This window comes from Rathayibacter sp. VKM Ac-2928 (assembly GCF_022815545.1).
GTDB lineage: Bacteria > Actinomycetota > Actinomycetes > Actinomycetales > Microbacteriaceae > Rathayibacter > Rathayibacter festucae.
In genome coordinates this window covers 124656-150558 of sequence record NZ_JALGRU010000004.1, presented here as the reverse complement: position 1 = coordinate 150558, position 25903 = coordinate 124656, and the positions used below count along the sequence as shown (strand labels likewise).

The following is a 25903-nucleotide window of genomic DNA, read 5'->3' as shown; positions in this document are numbered from 1 at the left end:
AGCGCGATCTCGAGACGCCGCCCCGCACCGGTCGCCGGGTCTCGAGACGCCGCTCCGCGGCTACGCGACCAGCATGTGCAGCGCGCGCCGCGTCGGCGCGGCTCAGTACAGGCAGTTCGGACCCAGCAGGCTCTTCAGCTCGCCGAAGAGGTCCGGGGTGATCCGGACCGGGAACGGGACCTCGAAGACGCGGGCCGTGTCGCCCTTGATCAGCTTGAGGCGGACCTCTGTGCGGCCGGAGTGGCGGATGAGCACGTCGCTGAGCTGCGAGACGGTGTCGGTGGTCGCACGCGACTCCGGCATCGAGACGGTCAGCGGCCCGGAGTCGCCGTCCTGGCTCATCTCGGGAGCGAAGAGGCTGAACGCGTGCAGGTTCATGCCGTCGTCGCGCATGCTGACGCGGCCGCGCACGACGACGATGGAGTCGTTCGTCAGCGCCGGAGCGAACTCCTGGTACGCCTTGCCCATGAACATGCAGGTGATCTCGCCGCCGAAGTCCTCGACCTGGATCATCCCGTACTGGTTGCCGGAGGCCTTCGCCATCCGGTGCTGCACGCTCGTGACGAGTCCGGCGACGACCACCGTCTCGCCGTCGCCGATCGACTCCGAGACCAGGAGGTCGGCGATCGTCGTGCTGTAGTGCTTGGCCAGCTCCGTCTCGAGCCCGGCGAGCGGGTGATCGGAGACGTAGAGGCCGAGCATGTCGCGCTCGAAGGCGAGCTTGTCCCGCTTGGCCCACTCCGGCCGGGTCGGCACCTGGATCGCGGCCTGCGGCTCGTCCCAGAGGCTGTCGAAGTCGAACCCGACCTGGCCGTTGGCCTCGTTGCGCTTCTCGCCGACGGCGGCCTCGACCGCGTCCTCGTGCACCTCGACGAGCGCGCGCCGGGTCGAGCCGAGCGAGTCGAACGCGCCCGCCTTGATCAGCGACTCGATGGTGCGCTTGTTCGCGACCGGGAGCGGCACCTTGCGGAGGAAGTCGTGGAACGACTCGAAGCGCCCCTTCTCCTCCCGGGCGACCCGGATGCCCTCGACGACGTTGGTCCCGACGTTGCGGACGGCACCGAGGCCGAAGCGGATGTCGGGCCCCACGGCGGTGAAGAAGCCGATCGACTCGTTGACGTCCGGCGGCAGCACCTTGATGCCCATCCGTCGGCACTCGTTGAGGTAGGCGGCCATCTTGTCCTTGGAGTCGCCGACGCTGGTGAGCAGCGCGGCCATGTACTCCGCGGGGAAGTGCGCCTTGAGGTAGGCGGTCCAGTAGGAGATGACGCCGTACGCGGCCGAGTGCGCCTTGTTGAACGCGTAGTCGGAGAAGGGCAGCAGGATGTCCCAGAGGGTCTTCACCGCGGCCATCGAGTAGCCGTTGTCGGCCATGCCGCCGGAGAAGCCCTCGAACTGCTTGTCCAGCTCGGACTTCTTCTTCTTGCCCATCGCGCGGCGGAGCAGGTCGGCCTGCGCCAGCGTGAAGCCCGCGAGCTTCTGCGCGATCGACATCACCTGCTCCTGGTAGACGATCAGCCCGTAGGTGCCGCCGAGCACCTCGGCGAGCGGCTCCTCGAGCTCCGGGTGGATCGGGGTGATCTCCTGGACGCCGTTCTTCCGCAGCGCGTAGTTGGTGTGCGAGTCGGCACCCATCGGGCCCGGCCGGTAGAGCGCGAGGACCGCGGAGATGTCCTCGAAGTTGTCGGGCTTCATCAGGCGCAGGAGCCCGCGCATCGGCCCCCCGTCGAGCTGGAAGACGCCGAGCGTGTCGCCGCGGGCCAGCAGCTCGTAGGCGGCCGGGTCGTCGAGCGCGAGGTCCTCGAGGACGAGGTCCTGACCGCGGTTGGCGCGGATGTTGTCGAGGGCGTCGTCGATGATCGTGAGGTTCCGCAGCCCCAGGAAGTCCATCTTGATCAGGCCGAGCGACTCGCACGCGGGGTAGTCGAACTGCGTGACGATCTGGCCGTCCTGCTCCCGCTTCATGATCGGGATGATGTCCTTGAGCGGATCGCTCGACATGATCACGCCGGCCGCGTGGACGCCCCACTGGCGCTTGAGGTTCTCCAGGCCCAGGGCCGTCTCGAAGACGAGCTTCGCCTGCGGGTCCTCGGCGATGACGTTCCGGACGTCGAGCGCCTCCTTGTAGCGCGGGTGCTCGGGGTCGTTGATCCCGGTCAGCGGGATGTCCTTGCCCATGATCGCGGGCGGCATCGCCTTGGTCAGCTTCTCGCCCATCCCGAACGGGAAGCCGAGCACGCGCGACGCGTCCTTGAGCGCCTGCTTCGCCTTGATGGTGCCGTAGGTGACGATCTGCGCGACGCGCTCGTCGCCGTACTTGTCGGTGACGTAGCGGATGACCTCGCCGCGGCGACGGTCGTCGAAGTCGACGTCGAAGTCGGGCATCGAGACGCGGTCGGGGTTGAGGAAGCGCTCGAAGATCAGGCCGTGCTTCAGCGGGTCGAGGTCGGTGATCTTCATCGCGTAGGCGGCCATCGAGCCGGCTCCGGAGCCGCGGCCCGGGCCGACGCGGATGCCGTTGCGCTTGGACCAGTTGATGAAGTCGGCGACGACGAGGAAGTAGCCCGGGAAGCCCATCTGAAGGATGACGCGGGTCTCGTAGTCGGCGCGGTCGCGCACCTCCTGGGAGATCCCGTCCGGATAGCGCTCGTTGAGCCCGGCCTCGACCTCCTTCACGAACCAGGTGTCCTCGGTCTCGCCCTCGGGGACAGGGAAGCGCGGCATGTAGTTCGCGGAGGTGTCGAACTGCACGTCGCAGCGCTCGGCGATCAGCAGCGTGTTGTCGCAGGCCTCGGGGTGGTCGCGGAAGACCTGGCGCATCTCGCGCGGGGACTTGAGGTAGAACTCGTCCGCGTCGAACTTGAAGCGCTTGGGGTCGTCGAGCGTGGTGCCCGACTGCACGCAGAGCAGCGCCGCGTGCGAGGTGGCGTCGTGCGCGTGGGTGTAGTGCAGGTCGTTCGTGGCCACCAGCGGCAGATCGAGGTCCTTCGCCAGCCGGATCACGTCGCCGATGACGCGGCGCTCGATGTCGAGGCCGTGGTCCATGATCTCGGCGAAGTAGTTCTCCTTGCCGAAGATGTCGCGGTAGTCCGCGGCCGCCTGGCGCGCCTCCTTGTACTGCCCGAGGCGCAGGCGCGTCTGCACCTCGCCGCTCGGGCAGCCGGTGGTCGCGATGAGGCCCTCGGAGTGCTCGGCGAGGATCTCGCGGTCCATCCGGGGCTTGAAGTAGTAGCCCTCGATCGAGGCGCGCGAGGAGAGCCGGAAGAGGTTGTGCATGCCGGTCGTCGTCGAGCTCAGCAGCGTCATGTGCGTGTAGGCGCCCGAGCCGGAGACGTCGTCGCCGCCGCCGTCGCCCCAGCGGATCCGGGTCTTGTCCGAGCGGTGCGTGCCGGGGGTGATGTACGCCTCGGTGCCGATGATCGGCTTGATCCCCGCCGCGGTCGCGGTGCGCCAGAAGTCGAAGGCGCCGAACACGTTGCCGTGGTCGGTGACGGCGATCGCCGGCATGCCCTCCTCCACCGCCGCGTCGATCAGCGGCTTGACCCGGGCGGCACCGTCGAGCATCGAGTACTCGCTGTGCACGTGCAGGTGGACGAAGGAATCGTTACTCGGCAAAGGATGCGCCTCCGACGGACTGCGGGCAGGGAGACCGAAAGTCTACCCGCGTCACTCCCCGCGGAGGACGTCCAGCGCGTGCGCGAGGTCGTCCGGGTAGGTCGCCTCGAACTGCACCCACTCCCCCGTGCCCGGGTGGGTGAAGGCCAGCCGCACGGCGTCCAGCCACTGCCGGGTGAGGCCGAGGCGCTTGGAGAGCGTGGGGTCGGCTCCGTACATCGCGTCGCCCACGCAGGGGTGGCGCTGGGCCGCCATGTGCACGCGGATCTGGTGCGTCCGGCCGGTCTCGAGCCGGATCTCGAGGAGCGAGGCGAAGGGGAACGCCTCGATCGTCTCGTAGTGCGTGACCGAGGGCTTGCCGTCGGCGCGGATCGCGAACTTCCAGTCCGAGGAGGGGTGGCGTCCGAGCGGCGCGTCGATCGTGCCGGTCAGCGGATCGGGGTGCCCCTGCACGACGGCGTGGTAGATCTTCTCGACCAGCCGGTCGTGGAAGGCGCGCTTGAGGTGGGTGTACGCGCGCTCGGACTTCGCGACGACCATCAGGCCGCTCGTGCCGGCGTCGAGCCGGTGCACGATGCCCGCCCGCTCGGCGGCGCCGGAGGTCGAGATCGTGAAGCCTGCCGCGGCGAGGGCGCCGAGCACGGTCGGGCCCTCCCAGCCGACGGCCGGGTGCGCCGCGACCCCGACGGGCTTGTCGATCACCACGATGTCGTCGTCGTCGTGGACGATCCCCAGGTCGGGGACCGCGATCGGGACGATGCGCGGCTCCTCGCGGGGACTCCACTCGACGCTGAGCCAGGCGCCCGCGGCGACGCGATCGCTCTTGTCGAGGACCCGGCCGTCGGCGGTGACGCCGCCGGCGTCGATGACCTCGGCGGCGAAGGTGCGCGAGAAGCCGAGGAGCTTGCCGACGGCCGCGTCGGCGCGGAGGCCGGCGAGTCCGTCGGGGACGGGCAGCGCGCGGGACTGCACCATCAGGCGCCGCCGCGCGGCTCGGAGTCGATCGCCGCGGTGCTGTCGGTGTCCGCACCGTCCTCCGCGGCGGCCTGCTCGGCCTTGCGCGAGGAGCGCGTGCCGTCGAGGTTCACGCCGCGCAGGCTGAGGATCACGAAGAGCCCCATCGCCGTGCAGATCGCGATGTCGGCGACGTTGTAGATCGCCGGCAGCAGCCACGGCGTGTAGAGGAAGTCGACCACGTGGCCGAGACCGAACGACGGCTCGCGGAAGAGCCGGTCGAACAGGTTGCCGAGCGTGCCGCCGAGCAGCAGCCCGAAGAACAGCGCCCACGCCGTCGAGCGGATGCGCCGGGAGAACCAGATCACGGCGACGACCACGCACGCGGCGATGATCGAGAAGATCCAGGTGGAGCCGCTCGCGAGCGAGAACGCGGCTCCGGGGTTCTTCACGTAGTGCAGGATCAGCACGTCGCCGAGGACGTGCACGTCCTCACCGAGCGTGAGCCCGGTGCTGACGAGGTGCTTCGCGGTCTGGTCGATCGCGAACACCGCGAGCGCAACGAGGCCGAGGGTGACGAGCACCCTCGGCCTGACGTTCGCTGCGGTGGTGCTACGCCCCAAAGCCGGGGAACGAGGACGACTCGGCCGACACCGGCTGGGTGTCGAGGTCGCGGAGCTGGCCCTCGATGTAGCTCTTCAGCTTCTGGCGGTACTCGCGCTCGAAGGTGCGGAGCTCGTCGATGCGGTGCTCGACCGTCGCGCGCTCCTCCTCGAGCTTCGCGACCTGGGCACGCTGCTTGGCCTCGGCCTCGGCGACGATGCGCGCGGCGGTGGCACGGCCCTCGGCGACGAGAGCGTCGCGCTTGTCGGCGCCCTCGCGGACGTGCTCCTCGTGGAGACGGCGCGCGAGCTGCAGGAGTCCGCTGGAGCTCTCGGCCTCGTCGACCGGAGCCGACTGCGAGGCGGCGGGAGCGGCCTGGGCGGGAGCCGGGGTGGGCTCCGGCTCGGGCTCGGGCTCCGGCTCGGGAGCCGGGGTCTCGTCGACCACGGGAGCGGGGGCCGGCGTGGACGCGACGGGGGCGTCCATCGGCCGCGAGTCACCGGAGGAGAGGCGCTGGCGCAGCTCCTCGTTCTCCTGGTTCAGGCGGCGGAGCTCCACGACGACCTCGTCGAGGAAGTCGTCGACCTCGTCCTGGTCGTATCCCTCGCGGAACTTCGTCGGCTGGAACCGCTTGTTGACAACATCTTCGGGAGTGAGCGCCATGGCTTTCCACCTTCGATTTCAAGTAGGTACACGTTCAAGAACGTTCGGCTGGAGCTAGCAACGACTAAAGCTAGCAACTGGGAGCGCGCGGCGCAGTGCGGGCACAGCGGAGCACGTCCGATCGACGCCAACGATACAGGGGACGCGGGCGACCCGTGCACCGCCGGGCATCAGACGCGCTGGAGCCAGGTGGCGATGTACATGCCCACGATGACGCAGAGCATGGTGAGGCTCCAGCCGAAGTCGAGGGCGATCGGACCGATCGAGACCGGCTTGATCACGCGGCGGAAGAAGGAGATCGGCGGATCCGTGACCGTGTAGACGGTCTCGGCCGCCACGAGTCCCACGCCGCGAGGGCGCCATTCGCGGCGGATCACCCGGACGAGATCCAGGACGAACCGCGCCCACATGGCGAAGAAGTACAGCAGGAGCGCGAAGTAGAGGACGCTCGCGAAGAGCGAGATGACGGAGCTCACCGAACGACAGGGCTCCCGGGATCAGGACTTCGCGAAGAACGACGCGTCGGCGTCGCTCTCGGCGGAGGCCGAATCGCCCGCGACCGTGATGTGCGACGGGGAGAGGAGGAACACCTTGCTCGTGACGCGCTCGATGCGGCCGTAGAGGCCCTGCGAGAGGCCGCTGGCGAAGTCGATCAGGCGGCGCGCGTCGGCGTCGCTCATCTGCGAGAGGTTGATGATGACGGGGATGCCGTCGCGGAAGTTCTCCGCGATCACCTGAGCGTCGCGGTACTGCTTGGGGTGGACGGTGAGGATCTCGTTCATCTCAGCGTGTGCCGTCGCCTTCGGGGTCTGGGGGGTGGGCTTGCGGAGCGGGGTGACCGTCGCGCGGGGCTGCTGCGGGGTCGGCTCGACCGGCGGGACCGGCTGGACCGGGGAGACCGGGGCGCGGTGCGCTGTCGCGGGGGCCGCCTCGACGGTCTCGGCACGCTCGTACTCGACCTCTTCGTCGGCGAGTCCGAGGTACACCATCGTCTTCTTCAGCGGGTTGGCCATCAGTGTCCTCCGTGTTGTCGTCGCACCCACAGCTGGGTCACGACGAGGCTACGGGCGGGCGGGCCGATTGCCGGTGATTGCCGACCCGATTCGCAGGTGTGTCGCACCCTCGGCGATCGCGTCGGCGAAGTCGTTCGACATGCCGGCGGAGATGCCGGTCGCACCGGGGGCGATCGAGCGGACCCGCTCCGAGATCGCGCGCAGCCGCGCGAAGGCCGGGCGGGGCTCCTCGCCGAGCGGAGCGACGGCCATCACGCCGCGCAGGACCAACCCCGGGGCGGCCGCGAGGGCCTCCGCGAGCGGCTCGACCTCGCCGGGGGCCGCTCCCCCGCGGTCGGGGTCGTCGGTCAGATTGACCTGCAGGAACACGTCGAGCGGCGCCTGCCCGGGCTCCGGCGGGCCGGCGTCGAGCAGCGGCACGAGGGCGAGCCGGTCGACCGAGTGGATCGAGCTCGCGTAGCGCTCGACCTGGCGCGCCTTCTTGCTCTGCAGCTGGCCGATGTAGTGCCAGCGCGCGGGCGTGCCGGCGAGCTCGGCCGCCTTCTCCTGCGCCTCCTGGTGACGGTTCTCGCCGAAGTCGGCGACGCCGAGCTCGAGGAGGTCGCGCAGGAGGGAGACGGGGTGGTACTTGGTGACCACGATCGTGGTCAGCTCCGACGGGTCGCGACCGGCCGAGCGGGCGGCGTCGGCGACCTGCTCGGTCACCGAGGCCCAGCGCTCGGCCAGCTCGCGATCCACCACAGCGGCGACTACTTGAGGAAGTCGGGGATGTCGAGGTCGCTCTCGTCGTCGTCGAACGACGGGTCGGCGACGGGAGCCGGCGCGGCGACGGGGGTGCTCGACCAGATCGACCCGGCCGACGGCGCGGCGACCGGGGCCGGGGCGGGCTCGGACGACGCCTCCGCGGGCAGGCTCTGCTGCGGGCGCGGCGCGGCGACGGCCGCGGGACCGGTCGCGCCGGGCTCACCGCCGTCGAAGCCCGCCGCGATCACGGTGACGCGCACCTCGTCACCGAGGGTGTCGTCGATCACGGCACCGAAGATGATGTTCGCCTCGGGGTGCACGGCCTCCTGGACCAGGCGCGCCGCGTCGTTGATCTCGAAGATGCCGAGGTTCGATCCGCCCTGGATGGAGAGCAGCACGCCGTGCGCGCCGTCGATGCTGGCCTCGAGCAGCGGGGACGCGACGGCCAGCTCGGCCGCCTTGATCGCCCGGTCCGCCCCGCGCGACGAGCCGATGCCCATCAGCGCGGAGCCGGCGCCCTGCATGACCGACTTGACGTCGGCGAAGTCGAGGTTGATCAGGCCCGGGGTGGTGATCAGGTCGGTGATGCCCTGGACACCGGCGAGCAGCACCTGGTCGGCCGTGGCGAACGCCTCGAGCATCGAGATGCCGCGGTCGCTGATCTCGAGCAGGCGGTCGTTCGGGACGACGATGAGGGTGTCGACCTCGTTCTTCAGGGTCGCGACACCCGCCTCGGCCTGGGTCTGGCGGCGGCGGCCCTCGAAGCCGAAGGGCTTCGTGACGACACCGATGGTGAGCGCGCCGATCGACTTCGCGATGCGGGCAACGACGGGCGCGCCGCCGGTGCCGGTGCCGCCGCCCTCGCCCGCGGTGACGAAGACCATGTCGGCGCCCGCGAGGACCTCCTCGATCTCCTCCGCGTGGTCCTCGGCGGCGCGGCGGCCGACCTCGGGGTCGGCGCCGGCGCCGAGTCCGCGGGTCAGCTCGCGGCCGACGTCGAGCTTGACGTCCGCGTCGCTGAGCAGCAGCGCCTGCGCGTCGGTGTTGATCGCGATGAACTCGACGCCGCGGAGGCCGAGCTCGATCATGCGGTTGACGGCGTTGACGCCGCCACCGCCGATGCCGACGACCTTGATCACGGCGAGGTAGTTCTGGTTTGAAGTCACGTGTCCGGCCTCCGGGCTGAACCTTAAACCTGTAGTTGAGGCTTAAAGTTATGCTGAGTATGCATTTGGGGTGTGGGCTCGACGGTAGGCGGAGTGCGCGCCACCCTGCGACAGACACGCCCGCAATCGGAAAAGAGCCGCGCGGATCCGTCCGGCGCGCCGCTCATCGCCGGGCGACGACGGCGGCCTCGGGCGAGGAGACGTCGTAGGAGGCGACCGCCGCGGGGTCCGTCGCCGCCATCAGCTTCTCCAGGACGACGGCCTTGAGCGCGGAGTCGTCCGACCCGCCCCAGAAGACGACCGCGCCGTCCGCGAGGGTCAGGGAGACGTCGTCCCCCGTGGTCGCGGCCGCCGAGGCGACCTGGCTCTCGAGCGACTCGGGCAGGGTGAGCAGCACGCGCGCGGTCGCGCGGAACGCCGCTCCCGAGGCGGAGCCGGTCGGCGTGCTGAGCAGCGGGTAGCCCTCCTGCGCGGCGGGCGCCGTCTCGATCACCACGCCCGCCGGGTCGACGAGGTCGAACTCGGCGCCGTCGGCGATCACGCCGACCGGGGTCCGCTCGACGACGCTGACGATGAGCGTGCTCGGCGGTCGCGTCTGCACGGAGTAGCTGCGCACCAGGGGGTAGCTGCCGAGCACCCGCCCGACGGCGGCGCGGTCCACCAGCGTGAGCGGCACCCCGACCTGGTCGGCGAGCGAGTTCTGGATGTCCTCGGCGCTGACGCGCTGGGTGCCGGTGATCTCGATCGTCTTGACGGCCATCAGCGGCGAGTACGCCGCGACCGCGACGACCAGGGCGAGGACGACGAGCGAGCCGGCCGTGACCAGGGCGATGGTGCGGCGGCGGCGTGCGCGCTTGGTGAAGCGGCGGACCTCGCCGCGCTCGAAGCGCCGGCGCTCCCGGGCCGCCTTCGCGAGCGCGTGACCCTCCGACCCGGGCAGTGGGAGACCCCGGAGCCGGGACAGCGGCGTCCTCCGCGGCTCGGCCGCCGTCCCGGGCGGCGTCCTCTCCGACTCGGCCGTGGCGGGCTCGGCACGCGCGGGTACCGCTTTCTCGGACGTCGCCTTCTCAGGTGCGAGCTTCGCGGGTGCGACCTTCGCCGGTGCGGCCTTCGCCGGTCTCCCGGCCTCCGCCGCCTTCTCCGCCTTCATCCGCTCGGCCTGCAGCTTCCCCGCCGCACTCCGGGGAGCGGACGGCAGCCGCAGCGACGCCGGCGTCGTCAGCCGGATCGGCTCGGTGGGGTGCTCGTCGTCGCCGGACGGACGCGACTGCGCCGGCGGAGGGCTCGCCGGACGAGCGGGCGCGGAACGCACTCCGCTCGGCGGCCGCACGCCGTCCGGCCGCTTCATCGCGCGACCGGCGCGACCTCGCTCGCGCCGAGCGACTCGAGCAGCTGCGGGATGATCCGGTAGACGTCACCGCAGCCGAGGGTGATCACGAAGTCGCCCTCGCGCGCGATCTCCGCGGTGCGGCGGGACGCCTCCTGCCAGTCGGCGAGGAACGAGACGTGCGAGGGGTCGGCGAACTTCTCGCTGACCAGCGCGCCGGTGACGCCGGGCTCGGGGTCCTCGCGCGCGCCGTAGACGTCGAGCACGATCGTCTCGTCGGCGTAGGTCTCCAGCGCCTCGGCGAACTCGCGGGCGAAGAGCCTGGTGCGGCTGTAGAGGTGCGGCTGGTGCACGGCGATGATCCGGCCGGTGCCGACGACGGTCCTCGCGGCCGACAGGGCGGCGGCGACCTCGGTGGGGTGGTGCGCGTAGTCGTCGTAGACGCTCACGCCGCGCACGGCGCCGTGCAGCTCGAAGCGGCGCTCGGTGCCGCCGAACTCGGAGATCGCGGCGAGGGCCGGAGCCGGTTCGAAGCCGAGGCCGACGAGCACGGCGAAGGCGCCCGCCGCGTTGATCGCGTTGTGGCGGCCCGGGATGCGCAGGCGCGTCGTGTAGCGGCGGCCCTCGTACTCGACGGTGAAGCCGACCGGGCCGACCAGCTCGAGATCGACCACGCGGGCGTCCGAGCCCTCCGCCTCGCCGAAGGTCAGGACCTTCGGTCCGTCGATGCGGCGGGTGACGCTCACGGCGCCGGGGTCGTCGGAGGAGATGACGACCAGTTCGCGCGCGCTCGAGGTGAAGGTGACGAACGCCTCCTCGAACGCCTCGAGCGAGCCGTAGTGGTCGAGGTGGTCCGGGTCGACGTTGGTCACGAGCGAGACCGCGGTGTCGTAGAGCAGGAAGCTGCCGTCGGACTCGTCCGCCTCGACGACGAAGACCTCGCCGGAGCCGGCCGCCGAGGACGTGCCGAGGCCCTCGATGATGCCGCCGTTGACGAAGCTGGGGTCGGCGTCGAGACCGAGCAGACCGGTGACGATCATGCCGGTCGAGGTGGTCTTCCCGTGTGCGCCGGCGACGGCGACGAGGCGCTTGCCGCGGACGAGCCAGGCGAGCGCCTGCGAGCGGTGCAGGACGGGCAGGCCGCGCTCCTTCGCCAGCAGGTACTCAGGGTTGTCCGGCCAGAGCGCCGACGTGACGACGACGGCCTCGGCGTCGCCGAGATGCGCCGCGTCGTGCCCGATGGCGACCGGGATGCCGAGCTCGCGGAGCTGCTCGATCGGGTGCGACTCGCGCACGTCGGAGCCGGTGACGCGGTGACCGGCGCGGTGGAACAGCCGCGCGATCCCGCTCATCCCCGAGCCGCCGATGCCGATGAAGTGGACCGAGCCGAGCTCGTCGGGGACGGTGATGCCGAGGTCGGGCTTGATCACGGGGCTCTCGCTTTCGGGTGGTCGGCGCGGCGTGCGGGGTGCCGCAGGCCGGACGAAGGGATCAGTTTAACCGCGGAGGGATCAGTGCGGACGGAGACCGGAGCCGATGAGGTCGACCAGCCGGCCGGAGCCGTCGCGCACGCCGACGGACGCGGCACGGCGACCCATGTCGGCGAGGCGCGGAGCGTCGTGCAGGAGCGGCACCAGGTCGCTCGCGACCCAGGCCGGGGTGAACGCCGAGTCCTCGACGAGGAGCGCTCCGCCCGCATCGACGACACCGCGGGCGTTGAAGCGCTGCTCGCCGTTGCCGACCGGGTAGGGCACGTACACCGTAGGGAGGCCGAGCGCGCTGAGCTCGCTCACGGTGGCCGCTCCGGCGCGGGAGACCGCGACGTCCGCGGCGGCGAGAGCGAGGTCCATCCGGTCGCAGTAGGCCAGCAGCTGGTACCCCGCGACGCCGGGGTCGGCGATCTCGGCGCGGTCGCCGGTGATGTGCAGCACCTGGAAGCCGGTCGCCACGAGCGCGGCGGCGCTCGCGTGCACGGTCGCGTTGATCCGCCGGGCACCGAGCGAGCCGCCGGTCACGAGCAGGGTGCGGCGTGCGGGATCGAGACCGAAGGCGGCCATCGCCTCGTCGCGCACGGCCGCGCGGTCCAGCTGCGCGATCTCGCGGCGCAGCGGCATCCCGACGACCTGCGCGTTGCGCAGCGGCGTGCCCTCGAAGGCGACGCCGACGAACGGGGTGAAGCGGGCGCCGAGCCGGTTGGCGAGACCGGGCCGGGCGTTGGCCTCGTGCACCACGAACGGGATCCCGGCGCGCCGGGCGGCGAGGTAGGCGGGCGCGGCCGCGTAGCCGCCGAAGCCGACGACCGCGTCGATCCGGCGCTCGCGGAGAGTGCGGACGATGCCGTCGATCGTCGCGCGGAAGGCGGAGGGGAAGCGCAGGGCGGCGCCGTTGGGACGGCGCGGGAACGGCAGGCGCGGGATCACCGACAGCTCGTAGCCGCGCAGCGGCACCAGTCGTGCCTCGAGTCCCTCGGCCGTGCCGAGGACGAGGACCTCGTCGTCCGGGTGGCGCGCCCGGATCTCGTCGGCCGTGGCGAGCAGCGGATTGACGTGGCCGGCGGTCCCGCCGCCGGCGAGCAGGTAGCGGGTCATCGGGCGGCGGCCTTCTTGGCGGCGCGCGCGGCGGCGCCGTCGCTCGGCGAGGTCTGGTGGCGTGCGAAGGAGAGCACGACGCCGATGGCAAGGAGCGAGCTGAGCAGGGCGGTGCCTCCGGAGGAGATCAGCGGCAGCGGCACTCCGAGCACCGGGAGCACCCCGAGCACCACCCCGATGTTGACGAACGCCTGGCCGATCAGCCAGACCATGACGGCGCCGGTCGTGATGCGGACGAACGGGTCGGTGGACGCGTGGATGATGCGGAAGAACGCGATCGCCAGGACGACGAAGAGCGCGAGGACCACGATCGCCCCGATCAGGCCGAGCTCCTCGCCGATGATCGCGAAGATGTAGTCGTTGTCGGCCGCGGGCAGCCAGGACCATTTGGCCTTGGAGTTGCCGAGGCCGACGCCGAAGATGCCGCCGGAGGCCATCGCCCAGGTGCCGTGCACGGGCTGCCAGCAGGAGGTCTCGTACTGCTCCGAGCCCGAGCAGTCACCGAGGAAGGACATGATCCGGGTCAGCCGGTTCTCGCTCGAGACCGCGAAGAGCACGGCGCCGACCGCGCCGACGAGCACGATCGGGATCAGCACCTTCATCTGCACGTTCGAGTAGAAGAGCGCAGCCAGGACGATGCCGGCGAGGATCAGGACGGTGCCGAGGTCGCCGCCGCCGAGGACGAGGCCGATCGAGCCGCCCGCGACGATCAGGACGGGCATCAGCGCGTCCTTCCAGTCCTTGGGGCCGCGGTAGCGGCGGGCGAGCAGCAGGCCGAGCCAGAGCGCGAGCGCGAGCTTGATGATCTCGGACGGCTGCATCGTGAAGCCGCCGATCCGCAGCCAGTTGCGGTTGCCGCCGACCTCCCAGCCGAGCGGCGAGAAGAGCACGAGCAGCTGCAGGACGCAGCCGGCCCCGAGCAGGAGGGGTGTCGCCTTCTTCCAGAAGCGGATCGGCACGCGCGACACCACGAGCATCAGCGGCACGCCGAGCAGGGCGAAGCCGCCCTGGCGGAAGAAGCCGCCGAAGGAGTCGTCGCTCCGGACGTAGGAGGTGACCGACGAGGAGGAGAGCACCATCGTCAGCCCGAAGAGCACGAGGAAGAGCGTCGTGCCGAAGAGCAGGAAGAAGTTCGGCGATCCCGAGGCGAGGACGCGGGCGAGCACGATCCGCGCGGTGCGCAGTCCGCCGCGCTCCTTGTGCTGCTCGCCCTCGGACGCCTCGGCGCGCGAGCGGTCAGTGCGCGAGCGGCCCGGGCTGCGGTTCGTCGTCGGAGCGGTCATCGGCTCCCCCTCCCAGATACGTCGCCACGGCGGCCGCGAAGAAGCGGCCCCGCTCCGCGTAGTCGCGGAACTGGTCCATCGACGCCGCAGCAGGTGCGAGCAGGACGACGTCACCCGTGCGGGCGAGCACCGCGGCGGCCTCGACGGCCGCCTGCATCACCGCCCCAGTGTCATCCGGGACCACCTCGGTCACGGGGAGGGCGGGCGCGTGTCGCCGGAATGCCTCGAGGACCTCCGCGCGGTCCGCGCCGATGACCACGGCGCCGCGCAGCCGGCCGACGTGGGCGCCCACGAGAGCGTCGATGTCGACGCCCTTCAGCAGCCCGCCGACGAGCCAGACGACGGACGGGTAGGCCCGGAGCGAGGCGTCGGCGGCGTGCGGATTGGTGGCCTTGGAGTCGTTCACCCAGACCACGCCGGAGCTCTCCGCGACCACCTGGATGCGGTGCGCGTCGAGCTCGAAGGTCGCGAGGGCGCGGCGGACGGCGGCGGGCTCGATGCCGCAGGCCCGCGAGAGCGCGGCGGCCGCCAGCACGTTCTGCACGATGTGCGGGGCGGCGAGTCCGCGAGCGGCGAGCTCGTCGACGGTCGCGATCTCGATCGCGCTCGTCGCGCGGTCCTCGAGGAAGGCGCGGTCGCAGAGGATGCCGTCGACGACGCCGAAGTCGCTCGGCCCGGGGACCCCCAGGCCGAAGCCGATCGCGCGCGCGCCCTCGATCACTTCGGCGTCGACCACCATCTGCTCGGTGGCGGCGTCGGCGCGGTTGTAGACGCAGGCGACCCGGGTGTTCGCGTAGACCTTCGCCTTCGCGGCGCGATAGGCCTCGAAGGTCCCGTGCCAGTCGAGATGGTCGTCGGCGATGTTCAGGCAGGTGCTCGCGAGCGGCTCGATCCGGCCGAGGTAGTGCAGCTGGTAGCTCGAGAGCTCGACCACCAGGACGTCGAAGCCCTGCGGGTCACGGACCGCGTCGAGCACGGGGATGCCGATGTTGCCGCAGGGGGCGGCCCGCAGCCCGCCGGCGACGAGCATCGTCGCGGTGAGCTGCACGGTCGTGGTCTTGCCGTTCGTGCCGGTGACCAGCACCCAGTCGGCCGGGGTGCCGTCGGCACGGACGACCTTGTCGCGCACGCGCCAGGCGAGCTCGACGTCGCCCCAGAGCGCGATGCCCGACTCCCCCGCCCACGCGACGAGCGGATGCGTCGGCGCGAAGCCGGGCGAGACGACGACGAGCTCGGGGTCGAACGACGCCAGCTCCACCGGGACGCGGTCGAGCCGCTCGGCCCGGTGCAGGCGCGCCCCGATCACCTCGAGCAGGCGCTCGCGCTCCTCGTCGGCGCGATCGGCCAGGACGAGCACCTCGGCGCCCAGCTCGGTCAGCGTGTCGGCGACGGAGAAGCCGGTGACCCCGAGGCCGAGCACGGCGACGCGGAGACCGCGCCAGTCGGCGTGCCAGCTGGTCAGCGACTCGGGGCGGGCGGACGAGGCGGGATCGGTCATGCCAGGGAGAGCCATTCGAGGTAGAAGAGCCCGACGCCGGCCGCGACGAAGATGCCGGCGATGATCCAGAAGCGGACCACCACCGTGATCTCGGCCCAGCCCTTGAGCTCGAAGTGGTGGTGGAGCGGGCTCATCAGGAAGATGCGCTTGCCCCGGGTGAGCTTGAAGTAGATCCGCTGCACGATCACCGAGCCGGTGACGATGACGAACAGTCCGCCGATCAGGATGACGAGCAGCTCGGTGCGGGTGAGGATCGCGAGGGCCGCGAGCGCGCCACCGAGGCCGAGCGAGCCCGTGTCGCCCATGAAGATCTGCGCGGGCGAGGTGTTCCACCAGAGGAAGCCCACGAGCGCGCCGGAGATCGCCGCGGCGATGATCGCGAGGTCGAACGGATCGCTCACCTGGTAGCACTTGTCGGCCACCTCGGGGTTGAGCTGTGCGTCGAAGCACCACTGGTTGGACTGCCAGAAGCCGATGATGACGTAGGAGCCGATCGCGAGGATCGACGAGCCGGTCGCGAGGCCGTCGAGGCCGTCCGCGACGTTGACGCCGTTGGACGTGCTGGTCACGATCACGCAGATCCAGAGCACGAACAGCCCGATGCCGATCCAGCCGAGCGCGGCGAAGTCGAACGGCAGGTCGCGGATGAACGAGATCGACGTCGAGGCCGGCGTCAGTCCGTTGGAGTCGCGCACCATGATCGCGATGACCGCGAAGGCCGCCGCGACGATGATCTGCCCGGCGATCTTGGCCCAGCCGCCGAGCCCGAGGCTGCGCTGGTTGCGGGTCTTCAGGAAGTCGTCGATGAAGCCGACGAAGCCGAGCCCGACCATCATGAACAGCACCAGCAGCGCCGACGGCGCGAGCGCCCGGTTGCCGAAGAGCGAGCCGAGGAAGTAGCCCGCCACGGTGGCGATGATGATGACGATGCCGCCCATCGTCGCCGTGCCGTGCTTGACGTGGTGCGACTTCGGTCCGTCCTCGCGGATGAACTGGCCCCACTGCAGGCGGTGGAACAGCCGGATGAACAGGGGCGTCAGCAGCAGCGTGAAGGCGCCGGAGAAGGCTCCGGCCAGAAGGAGTGCTCTCATCGGTGGCGCTCTCCCAGTCGGTCGCCCAGGAATCGCAGCCCGGCGGAGTTGGACGACTTCACCAGGACGGTGTCGCCGCTCCGAAGATAGCCGTCGAGCAGGTCGTACGCCTCGTCGGCGGTCTCGACGAAGACGGACTCGCCGCTCCAGGAGCCCTCGCGCTCGGCGGCGACGTGGATCCGTCGCGCCTTCGCGCCGACCACCACGATCTGCGCGATGTTGAGCCGGACGGCGAGCAGGCCCACGCGGTCGTGCTCCTCGTCGGCCCACTCCCCCAGCTCGCTCATCTCGCCGAGGACCGCGACGGTGCGCCCCTCCGGCTTCGCGATCTGGGCGAGGGTCCGCAGGGCGGCGGCGGTGGAGTCGGGGCTGGCGTTGTACGCGTCGTTGACGACCGTGACGTCGGCGCCGCCGAGCACCTGCATGCGCCAGCGCTCGGCGAGCGTGACGGTGCCGAGCGCGTCGACGATCGCGTCGAGCGGGACGCCGACGGAGAGCGCGGCCGCGGTGGCCGCCAGCGCGTTCATCACGTGGTGCTCGCCGAGGACGCGGAGGAAGAGCTCGGCGCGGGCGGCCTCGCGGCCCTCCCCGGCGCTGATCTCGACGGTGAAGCGGGTGCCCTCGGCCGTCGGCTCGATGTCGACGGCGCGGACGTCGGCCTGCTCGCCGTGGCCGAACCACAGCACCCGGGCGGCGGTCCTCGCCTGCATCGAGGCGACGCGGCCGTCGTCGGCGTTCAGCACCGCGACGTCGTCGGCCGTCAGGTCGGCGACCATCTCGGTCTTCGCCTCGAGCGTGCGCTCGATGCCGCCGAACTCGCCGGCGTGAGCGAGGCCCACCGCGAGGACGATCCCCACGTCGGGCTTCGCCATCCGGACGAGGCGGCGGATCTCGCCGACCGCGCTCGCGCCCATCTCGGCCACCAGGAAGCGCGTCGAGGGCGACACCTTCAGCATCGTGATCGGCGCACCGACCTCGTTGTTGAACGAGCCCTGCGGGGCGACGGTCTCGCCCTCGCGCTCGAGGATCGTGCGGAGGAGGTTCTTGGTGGTCGTCTTTCCGTTGGAGCCGGTGACCGCGAGGACGGTGAGGTTCCCGAGCGCGCGCACGCGGCGGACGACCTCGGTCGCCAGGGCGCCGAGCGCCTCGACGGAGTCGTCGACGAGCACCTGCGGCACGTCGAGGTCGAGCGGCCGCTCGACGATCAGCAGGGCGGCGCCGCGCTCGACGGCGACCGGAGCGAAGAGGTGGCCGTCGGTGTGCTCGCCGCGCTTGGCGACGAAGATCCCGCCGGGCGCGATCTCGCGCGAATCGGTCTCGGTCGCGCCGTCGACGACGGTGCTCGCGTTGGCGGAGGAGCCGGCGAGGTGCAGCCGGCCGGAGACGGCCGCGGCGATCTCGGTGAGGGTCAGGGCGATCATCTAGAGCCAGCCCGCCTCGCGCAGGGCCTGCCGGACGTCGTCTCTGGCCGAATACGGCATGTGCACTCCTGCAATCTCCTGATAGTCCTCGTGGCCGGGTCCGGCGTAGAGGATCGCATCGCCCTCGTCCGCGAGGGCGACGGCCGCCCGCACGGCGGCCCGCGGGTCGGGGATCTCGTGGATCTCCCGGCCGGGCACGGCCTCGGTCGCCGCGCCGACGAGGACGGCGCGGATCGCCGCCGGGTCCTCCCAGCGCGGATGGAAGTCGGTCACGATCACGACGTCGGACAGCTCCGCGGCGATGCGCCCCATGTCGGCCCGCTTCGTGGTGTCCCGGTCGCCGTCGGCGCCGAAGACCATGATCAGCCGGCCGGGCGTCAGCGCCCGCAGCGCCTCGAGTGCGTTCGAGAACGCGTCCGGGGTGTGGCCGTAGTCGACGTAGACGCGCGGACCGCGGTCCCCGGAGACGCGCTCGGCGCGACCGGGGATGTAGACGTCGAGTGCGCCCTCGCCCAGAGCGTGCGCGATGGCCTCGAGGTCGAAGCCCGACTCGACGAGCATGACGATCGCGAGCGCCGCGTTGGCCGCCATGTACCAGCCGATCAGCGGGATGCTCACGACGACCGAGCGGTTCTCGGGCCCCTCGAGGCGGAAGGTCGTGCCGTCGGCGGTGCTCTCGACGACGGTCATCGACCAGTCGGCCGGCGTGCTCGGAGCGACTCCGACGACGGGCGAGCTGGCGAGCGTCGTCACGGGGATGCGGCTGCGCTCGACGAGCTCGCGGCCCCAGCTGCTGTCGACGGTCACCACGCCGCGGCGCGCGCGGTCCGGACCGAACAGGTCGGCCTTCGCCTCGAAGTAGTGCGCCATGTCGGTGTAGTCGTCGAGGTGGTCGTGCGTCAGGTTGGTGAAGCCGACCACGTCGAAGACGAGGCCGTCGATCCGGTGGCGGGTGAGCGCCTGCGCGGAGACCTCGATGGAGACCGCGCGCACCGCGGACTCCCGCATCCGGGCGAGCAGACCGTGCAGCTCACTCGCCTCCGGAGTGGTCAGCGAGCTGACGACCGCCACGTCGCCGATGCGGCGCTCGGCGGTCGAGCTGAGACCGGAGACGACGCCGAGGCGGCGCAGCAGCGCGTCGAGCAGGTAGACCACGCTCGTCTTGCCGTTGGTCCCGGTCACGCCGAACAGCGTCGGCGCGTCCTCGCGGGTGCGGTGGATCCAGGCCGCGACGTCGCCGAGGGCGGCGCGGGGGTCGGGCGTGACCAGCACGGGGAGGCCGCTGCCGGCGGCCAGCTCGGCGCCCTCGGGATCGGTCAGCACCGCGACCGCACCGGCGGCGGCGGCACCGGCGGCGAAGGCGGCGCCGTGCGCGGCCCGGCCGGCGACGCCGACGTAGAGGTCGCCCGGCTCGACGCAGCGCGAGTCGAGGGTGACCCCGCTGACCTCGACGCCCTCGACCCCGCGGACGGGCCCGAGCGAGAACTCGGCGACGAGCTGCGCGAGCGCTCGGGGCGCCGGGTGCTCGGGCCGGAGGGAGGACTGCGGGCGAGTGTCGTGCAATGCCCGCTCTTTCTCTCGTGCTGGTGCTCGTGCTGGTTCTGGTCTGCTGGGTCGTGTCCTGGAGAGGGCGGTCACCACGTGGTGGGGTACTCCACCGGCGGGACCGTGGACGGCTCCACCCGGTTGGTCTTGAGCACCTGCGTCATGACCTGCTGGAACACGGGGGCCGTCGCCTGGGACGTGTTCATCTTAACCGGATCGGCGATGGTGACCGTCACGACGTACTCCGGGTCCTCCGCGGGCGCGAGGCCGGCCAGCGAGACGGTGTAGCTCTTCGAGTAGCCGCCGTTGCCGTCCGGCTGCTGCGCCGTGCCGGTCTTGGTGGCGATGTTGTAGCCGTCGACGTGGATGTCGTTCGCCAGCCAGCCCTCGTTGTAGTGGGTCTGCAGCATGTCCACGACGTCCTTCGCGGCACCGGCGGAGACCACCGGGGTGCCGGTGGTGTCGGGCACGTCGATCACCGAGCCGTCGGGCATGGTGCAGCCCTCGACCAGCTGCGCGGGCAGGCGCACCCCGCCGTTGCCGAGGGTCTGGTAGATGCTCGCGACCTGGACCGCGGTCGCCGAGACGCCCTGCCCGAACATCGTCGTGTAGTTGGTCTGGTTGTCCCAGTCCTCGGAGTCGGCGAGGAGGCCGCCGGTCTCGCCGGGGAAGTCGACAGCGGTCGAGGCGCCGAGGCCGAACTTCTTCAGGTAGTCGTAGCGCTGCGACGCGGAGAGCTTGGAGCCCATCATCGCGATGCCGACGTTCGAGGAGTCCTTGAGGATCCCGGTCAGCGTGTAGTTCGTGGGCGTGTGCGCGAAGTCGTCGCTGAACGAGGCGCCGTCCTTCTCGAAGGTGTCGGGGACGACGACCTGGCTCGTCGGGCTCGCGAGGCCCTGGTCGATCAGCATCGCCGCCGTCATCGGCTTGAAGGTCGAGCCGGGCTCGAACGGGCTCTGGAAGGCGCGCGAGCCGCGGTCGGCCGGTGCGCTCGCCGAGACGTTGTTCGGGTCGACGGTCGGGGTCTCGGCGACGGTCAGGAGCTTGCCGGTCTTGACCTCCTGCACCACGACGATGCCGTAGCTGCCGCCGACCTCGGCGACCCGCTGCGCGAGCACCTGCTGCGAGTAGTACTGCAGGTCGGCGTCGATGGTCAGCTCGAGCGTCCCGCCGTCGACCGCGGGGGTCTCCGCCACGGTGCTGCCGGGGATGCGGACGTAGTCGGCGCTGCGCTCGTAGCTCTCGGAGCCGTTGGCCCCGGCGAGGCAGGCGTTCTCGGCGTACTCCATGCCCTCCTGGGCGGCGCCGTCGCCGCCCACGTAGCCGACCAGGTTGCCGGCGACCGCGCCGTTCGGGTAGGTCCGGCCCTGCTGCGTCTCGAAGTAGGTCCACGGGATGTCGAGGGCGACGAGCTTCTGGTACGCCTCGAGGTCGAGGCCCTCGGAGAGGATCAGGTAGTTCGCCTTCGGGTCCTTCGCGACCGCGTCGCTCACGGCCGTGACGATCTGCGGGACCGTCTGCCCGGTGATGGCGCCGATCTCGGAGGCGGCCTGCTCGACGCTGACCATCACCTCCTGGCCGTCGGGCATCTCGCGCAGGAACTCCGCGACGTTCTTCGGCGAGGTCGTCAGCCGGTACCGGGTCGTGGCGTCGGCGAGCACCGTGCCGGAGCGGTCGACGATCGAGCCGCGGGTGCCGTAGGTGATGACGCTGTTCGACTGGTTCTGCGCCGCCTCGTCGGTCAGCTCGTTGGCGCGGACGACCTGGATGTCGACCAGCTTGCCGATGAACAGTCCGACGACGGCGGCGATGACGAGGAAGGTGACGGCGGTGCGTCGCCTGCTCGAACGGTGATGTCTCACGGCGCTAGGGGCCCTTCGGTGCGTGGTCGGAGCGGCTCAGTGCGTGCTCGGGCGGAGTCAGTGCGTGATCGGGGCGGGCAGCTCGCCCTGCAGAGGTGCGACCGCCGTGGCGGAGCCGGGTGCGGCGGCGGCGGCCGGCGGTGCGATCAGCGCGTTCGGCACGGCGGAGGCGGTCGCGGCGGTGCCGACCTCGCTCGCGGCGGCGGTGGCGGGATCGCCCAGCACGGCACCGTCGGAGAGGCGGAGGTAGACGGGCGCGGTGTTCGCGACCATGCCCAGGCCCTGCGCGGCGGTCGCGAGGTTCTGCGGCGAGCTGAGGGTGTCGACCGTGTCCTGCTTCTCCGCGTTGCCGCGGGTGAGCGTCTTCTGCTCGCCCTGCAGCGTCGCGATCTGGTAGGCGCCCTCGGAGAGGCCGACGCTGACCAGGAGCTGGATCACGATGATCGCGAACAGCCCCGCGACGGCGACGATCCCGTAGACGAGCTTCGGCCGGGCCTGGCGCGCCGGAGCGGGGACCGCCTCGATGCGGGGTCGCTGGGCCGGCTCGGCGGGCTGCGCCGGTCGTGCGGTGCTGCGGTCGATGACGGGGTCGATGACGGCGGTCGCGCTCATGCGGTGCTCCTGATCCTCTCGGCCGCGCGCAGTCGCACGGGTGTTGCTCGGGGGTTGGCGGCCTTCTCGTCGTCCGAGGCGAGCTCTGCGCCGCGGATGACGAGCCGGAACTCGGGTCGGTGCTCGGGCAGCTCCATCGGCAGGCCGACCGGCGCCGTGGAGGAGGAGGCGGCCTGCAGGGCGCGCTTGACGATGCGGTCCTCGAGCGACTGGTACGCCTCGACGACGAGGCGCCCGCCGACGGCGATGCGGCCGAGTGCGGCGGGGATCGCCCGCTCGAGCACGGAGAGCTCCTGGTTGACCTCGATGCGCAGTGCCTGGAAGACGCGCTTGGCCGGGTGCCCGTTGCGCTGGATCGCGACCGGGGTCGCCGCCTGGATGATCTCGACGAGCCGGCCGGAGCGCACGATCGGCGCCGACGCGCGGGCCTCGACGATCTTCTTGGCGTAGCGCGCCGCGAGCCGCTCCTCGCCGTACTCGTGGAAGATCCGCCGGAGCGCGACCTCGTCGTAGTCCGCGAGGATGCTCGCCGCGGTGAGCGGCGCCGACGCGTCCATCCGCATGTCCAGCGGAGCGTCCTTGGAGTAGGAGAAGCCGCGCTCGGTCTCGTCGAGCTGCAGCGAGGAGACGCCGAGGTCGAACAGTGCGCCGTCGATCGTGTCGATGCCGAGCTCGTCGAGGACGTCGGGCAGCTCGTCGTAGACGGCGTGCACGAGGTCGATCCGCGCGGAGTGCGCGGCGAGCCGGGCGCCCGCCAGCTCGAGGGCCTCCCGGTCGCGGTCGAGGCCGACGAGGTGGAGGCGCGGGAAGCGCTCCAGCAGCGCGAGCGAGTGGCCGCCCATGCCGAGCGTCGCGTCGACGAGCACGGCGCCGTCGCGCTCGAGCGCCGGAGCGAGCAGCTCGACGCAGCGCTCGAGGAGCACGGGCAGGTGCCGCTCCTCGGTCGGGCGCACGTCGGCGCGGGGTGCGTCGGCGCTGCTCGCGTCGTCCGCGCTCACGTCGGCGCGGTGCGCAGGGGTGCTCTCGGTGCTCTCTGTCATGGCGGTCCCGCCGTCCTGTTCCTGCCGTCCGATCCCCATCCAGCTCACGACCGGACACCGGGGAAGGTGCGTCCGGGCGCCGAGTGGCTGGGAGTCGCGCGGCAGGAGCTAGAACAGTCCGGGGATCACCTCCTCCTCGGTGTCGGAGAACACGGACTCCTGCTCGGTGAGGTAGCTGTCCCAGGCGTCCTGGGCCCAGATCTCGGCGCGATTGCCCGCACCGATGACGGTGAGGTCGCGGTCGAGACCGGCGTAGGCGCGCAGCGGCGCCGGGAGGGTGATGCGGTTCTGCTTGTCCGGCGTCTCGGCGCTGGCGCCGGAGAGGAACACGCGGAGGAAGTCGCGGGCCTGCTTGCTGGTGACCGGCGCCTGGCGGATCTTCTCGTGCATCGCCTCGAACTCGCGCTGGCTGAAGACGTAGAGGCACCGCTCCTGGCCGCGCGTGACGACGACTCCGGAGGAGAGCTCGTCGCGGAACTTGGCGGGAAGGATGACGCGGCCCTTCTCGTCGAGCTTGGGGGAATGAGTGCCGAGGAACAACGGACTGCCCCCACTTCTCTCCGGCCAAGGTTGGTGTGGGCCCCACAGTACTCCACTTCCCCCCACCCACAACCCTCCGAACCGTCACGGCGCGCCGGGACGGTCCCGTCGATCCGCGTCGTTCTGCGGATCCAGCACGGTAGAGCGCAGTGGAGGGGAATCGCACTCCCGGGGAGCGTCCGGGCATGAAAAAAGGGCCGATCCGTGAGGATCGACCCTGTGGGTGGTGCGGGGTGGAGGACCCGCGCCGTGGAGCGCTAGGAGCGGCCGTCGCCGCGGTTGTCCCACCGGTCGTTCAGACGGTCCATGAAGTTGGACCCCTGGCGTCCGCTCGCGGAGCGCGGCTTCGAGGGCCGGCCCGCCTCGGGGATTCCGGAGGTGGTGGAGCCGCCGGGCGCGGGGCGCATCGCGACGACCACGCCGGCCAGCATCAGCGCGAAGCCGGCGACGCCCACGAGGGGCTGACGGACGATCACACCGGCGACGAGGACTCCCAGGCCGACGATGGCGAGGAGGATGCCGAGCACGAGCGCGCGGTAGTTGGTGCCGCCCCGGCCCTTGCTGACCGCCGCGACGAAGTCGGCGTCGTTCTGATAGAGATTGCGCTCCATCTCGTCGAGGAGCCGTTGCTCGTGTTCCGAAAGCGGCATCGGGACCCCTTCAGGGTGTGGCGTCGACCCGGCGGGGACGGCACCGAGGGTGGGCGGGCGGTCTGCTCGACCGGGCTGGTGGCGCTTCAGTGTAGACCGCGGCCCGCCGAGGCGCCAGGCGCCATCGGTGCATAGGCTGGTCGGGTGAACCACAGCACTCGTCTGGTCGATCGCGTCCAGTTCCGAATCGATGAATTCCTCACCGGGCGCACGCCAATTCTGCGCTCCATCGGAGAGGACGTCTCCGCCCTCGGCGACCTTTCGCGGGACTTTCTCAGCGGGGGCAAGCGCTTCCGGGCGCGCTTCTGCGAGGCGGGCTGGACGGCGGTCTCCGCTGTCCCGAGCGACGCTCACCGGAGCGCCTCGGATCCGGTCGCGCGGGTCGGCGCGAGCCTGGAGCTGTTCCACGCCGCGGCACTGGTCCACGACGACGTGATCGACAACTCCGACACCCGCCGGGGCGCCCCCTCGGCGCACCGCCGCTTCGCGTCGCTGCACGCGGGCGGCGGCTGGTCGGGCGACGCGGACGAGTTCGGCCGCTCCTCCGCGATCCTCCTCGGCGATCTGCTGCTGGTCTGGTCCGACGAGATCTTCGCGGACGCCGAGTGGGCGCTCGAGGACCGCACCGCCGCGGCGCGGGCCCGGGCGGAGTTCAACCTGATGCGCACGGAGGTGACCCTGGGCCAGTACCTCGACATCCTCGAGGAGAGCGCCTGGGTGCAGCACCCCGAGCACGAGCACCTCGAGCGCTCGGAGCGCGTGGTCGTCTTCAAGAGCGCGAAGTACAGCATCGAGGCACCGCTGACCATCGGCGGCTCGCTCGGCGGCGGCGACGACGCCCAGATCGACGCCCTGCGCCGCTTCGGCCTTCCTCTCGGCATCGCCTTCCAGCTGCGCGACGACGTGCTCGGCGTGTTCGGCGATCCGGCCGTGACCGGGAAGCCGGCCGGCGACGACCTCCGCGAGGGCAAGCGGACCGTGCTGCTCGGCCTCGCCCGCGCAGCCGCCTCGGCGGGCGAGCGCGACGAGCTCGACGCCGTGGTCGGCCGTGCGGACGCGAGCGCCGACGACATCGCCCGCGCTCAGGAGATCGTGGCGGGCTCCGGGGCGCTCGATCGGCTCGAGGAGCGGATCGCCCGCGACGTCGAGGCCGCGCTGGCCGTGCTGCCGGACGCGCCCCTGCGCGAGGAGGGCCTCGCGGAACTCCGCGAGCTCGCCGACCGGGTCACCGCCCGGACGGCGTAGAGCGGATCAGCCCGGGACCGGCGCGCTGGTGCCGGCTCGGCTCAGGCGAGCGCCTGGGCGACGCGGCGGACCTCGGCCTTGCGGCCGGCGAGCAGCGCCTGCACGGGGCTGGTGCCGAGGCTGTCCTCGTCCGCGAGCAGCCAGTCGATCGCCTCGTCGTCCGAGAAGCCCTGGTCCGACAGCAGGATCGCCGTGCCGCGGATCTCGCTGAGCGGCTCGCCGTCGCGGAGGAAGACGGAGGGGACGACGAGCTTGCCGTCACGGCGAGTGCCGAGCAGGTGGCGCTCCTCCAGGAGGCGGCGCACCCGGCTGACGCCGAGACCGGTGAGCTCGACCAGATCGGGCACGGTCAGCCATTCGATCTCGGGAGCGGACGGGGAGGCGGAGGCAGCGGACGAGTCGGTCACCCGTCAAGAGTGCCACGAGCCGCCTCCGCGTTGCAC

Annotated in this window: 23 protein-coding genes; 1 reads left to right on the top strand and 22 read right to left on the bottom strand. The window is 71.5% G+C overall.

Annotated features, from left to right (window positions below; genetic code table 11):
• Positions 1–102: 102 nt before the first annotated feature.
• The 21 genes from dnaE to MT350_RS15115 all read right to left on the bottom strand — a co-directional run bounded on the left by dnaE (position 103) and on the right by MT350_RS15115 (position 24215).
• On the bottom strand, positions 103–3564 hold the full coding sequence (gene dnaE, locus MT350_RS15215; protein ID WP_243600275.1) for a DNA polymerase III subunit alpha: 3462 nt from the start codon (positions 3562–3564) through the stop codon (positions 103–105).
• A 102-nt stretch (positions 3565–3666) separates the two neighbouring features.
• Complete coding sequence (locus MT350_RS15210; protein ID WP_123733325.1) at positions 3667–4587, bottom strand: RluA family pseudouridine synthase; 921 nt, start codon at positions 4585–4587, stop codon at positions 3667–3669.
• Positions 4588–4589: 2 nt separating this feature from the next.
• On the bottom strand, positions 4590–5153 hold the full coding sequence (gene lspA, locus MT350_RS15205; RefSeq protein WP_123735886.1) for a signal peptidase II: 564 nt from the start codon (positions 5151–5153) through the stop codon (positions 4590–4592).
• A gap of 28 nt (positions 5154–5181) precedes the next feature.
• Entirely contained in the window at positions 5182–5835 is a 654-nt protein-coding gene (locus MT350_RS15200; RefSeq protein ID WP_123446143.1) for a DivIVA domain-containing protein, read from the bottom strand.
• Positions 5836–6005: 170 nt separating this feature from the next.
• On the bottom strand, positions 6006–6311 hold the full coding sequence (locus MT350_RS15195; RefSeq protein WP_260300677.1) for a YggT family protein: 306 nt from the start codon (positions 6309–6311) through the stop codon (positions 6006–6008).
• 21 nt (positions 6312–6332) lie between these two features.
• Positions 6333–6848 (bottom strand): cell division protein SepF, encoded by a 516-nt coding sequence (locus MT350_RS15190; protein WP_123446142.1) that lies wholly within the window; start codon positions 6846–6848, stop codon positions 6333–6335.
• Between the two features lie 48 nt (positions 6849–6896).
• Positions 6897–7589 (bottom strand): YggS family pyridoxal phosphate-dependent enzyme, encoded by a 693-nt coding sequence (locus MT350_RS15185; protein ID WP_243599898.1) that lies wholly within the window; start codon positions 7587–7589, stop codon positions 6897–6899.
• An 8-nt stretch (positions 7590–7597) separates the two neighbouring features.
• The gene (gene ftsZ, locus MT350_RS15180) at positions 7598–8758 is read right to left on the bottom strand and encodes a cell division protein FtsZ (protein ID WP_123704523.1); all 1161 of its coding nucleotides are present in this window, start codon (positions 8756–8758) and stop codon (positions 7598–7600) included.
• Positions 8759–8921: 163 nt separating this feature from the next.
• Entirely contained in the window at positions 8922–10106 is a 1185-nt protein-coding gene (locus MT350_RS15175) for an FtsQ-type POTRA domain-containing protein (RefSeq protein ID WP_243599897.1), read from the bottom strand.
• Entirely contained in the window at positions 10103–11515 is a 1413-nt protein-coding gene (murC, locus tag MT350_RS15170; protein WP_243599896.1) for a UDP-N-acetylmuramate--L-alanine ligase, read from the bottom strand. The genes MT350_RS15175 and murC overlap by 4 nt, the downstream gene beginning before the upstream one ends.
• An 81-nt stretch (positions 11516–11596) precedes the next feature.
• On the bottom strand, positions 11597–12673 hold the full coding sequence (locus MT350_RS15165; RefSeq protein WP_243599895.1) for a glycosyltransferase: 1077 nt from the start codon (positions 12671–12673) through the stop codon (positions 11597–11599).
• Positions 12670–13956 carry a putative lipid II flippase FtsW gene (ftsW, locus tag MT350_RS15160; RefSeq protein ID WP_243599894.1) on the bottom strand — a complete coding sequence of 429 codons (1287 nt, stop codon included), beginning with the start codon at positions 13954–13956 and terminating at the stop codon, positions 12670–12672. Before ftsW ends, MT350_RS15165 begins: the two co-directional genes overlap by 4 nt.
• Positions 13910–15454, bottom strand: a complete 1545-nt coding sequence (gene murD / locus MT350_RS15155; protein ID WP_243599893.1) for a UDP-N-acetylmuramoyl-L-alanine--D-glutamate ligase — start codon at positions 15452–15454, stop codon at positions 13910–13912. Before murD ends, ftsW begins: the two co-directional genes overlap by 47 nt.
• A complete protein-coding gene (mraY, locus tag MT350_RS15150; protein ID WP_123446135.1) occupies positions 15451–16545 on the bottom strand; it encodes a phospho-N-acetylmuramoyl-pentapeptide-transferase in 1095 nt (364 codons plus the stop codon). Before mraY ends, murD begins: the two co-directional genes overlap by 4 nt.
• Positions 16542–17966, bottom strand: coding sequence for a UDP-N-acetylmuramoyl-tripeptide--D-alanyl-D-alanine ligase (gene murF, locus MT350_RS15145; protein ID WP_123446134.1), 1425 nt, complete (start codon positions 17964–17966; stop codon positions 16542–16544). The genes mraY and murF overlap by 4 nt, the downstream gene beginning before the upstream one ends.
• Complete coding sequence (locus MT350_RS15140; RefSeq protein ID WP_243599892.1) at positions 17967–19529, bottom strand: Mur ligase family protein; 1563 nt, start codon at positions 19527–19529, stop codon at positions 17967–17969.
• A 71-nt stretch (positions 19530–19600) separates the two neighbouring features.
• Positions 19601–21373 (bottom strand): penicillin-binding protein 2, encoded by a 1773-nt coding sequence (locus MT350_RS15135; protein ID WP_243599891.1) that lies wholly within the window; start codon positions 21371–21373, stop codon positions 19601–19603.
• A gap of 57 nt (positions 21374–21430) precedes the next feature.
• Positions 21431–21985, bottom strand: coding sequence for a hypothetical protein (locus MT350_RS15130; protein WP_243599890.1), 555 nt, complete (start codon positions 21983–21985; stop codon positions 21431–21433).
• Positions 21982–23025: a 16S rRNA (cytosine(1402)-N(4))-methyltransferase RsmH gene (rsmH, locus tag MT350_RS15125; RefSeq protein WP_243599889.1), complete on the bottom strand. Its 1044-nt coding sequence runs from the start codon at positions 23023–23025 to the stop codon at positions 21982–21984. Before rsmH ends, MT350_RS15130 begins: the two co-directional genes overlap by 4 nt.
• Positions 23026–23133: 108 nt before the next feature.
• A complete protein-coding gene (mraZ, locus tag MT350_RS15120; protein ID WP_123446130.1) occupies positions 23134–23565 on the bottom strand; it encodes a division/cell wall cluster transcriptional repressor MraZ in 432 nt (143 codons plus the stop codon).
• 257 nt (positions 23566–23822) lie between these two features.
• Positions 23823–24215, bottom strand: coding sequence for a DUF3040 domain-containing protein (locus tag MT350_RS15115; protein ID WP_123704544.1), 393 nt, complete (start codon positions 24213–24215; stop codon positions 23823–23825).
• Between the two features lie 144 nt (positions 24216–24359).
• On the opposite strand from MT350_RS15115, the gene MT350_RS15110 reads away from it, so the two are divergent.
• The gene (locus MT350_RS15110; RefSeq protein ID WP_243599888.1) at positions 24360–25460 is read left to right on the top strand and encodes a polyprenyl synthetase family protein; all 1101 of its coding nucleotides are present in this window, start codon (positions 24360–24362) and stop codon (positions 25458–25460) included.
• A 41-nt stretch (positions 25461–25501) separates the two neighbouring features.
• On the opposite strand, the gene MT350_RS15105 is transcribed toward MT350_RS15110, so the two are convergent.
• Positions 25502–25867, bottom strand: a complete 366-nt coding sequence (locus MT350_RS15105) for an Rv2175c family DNA-binding protein (protein ID WP_243599887.1) — start codon at positions 25865–25867, stop codon at positions 25502–25504.
• Between the last annotated feature and the right edge of the window lie 36 nt (positions 25868–25903).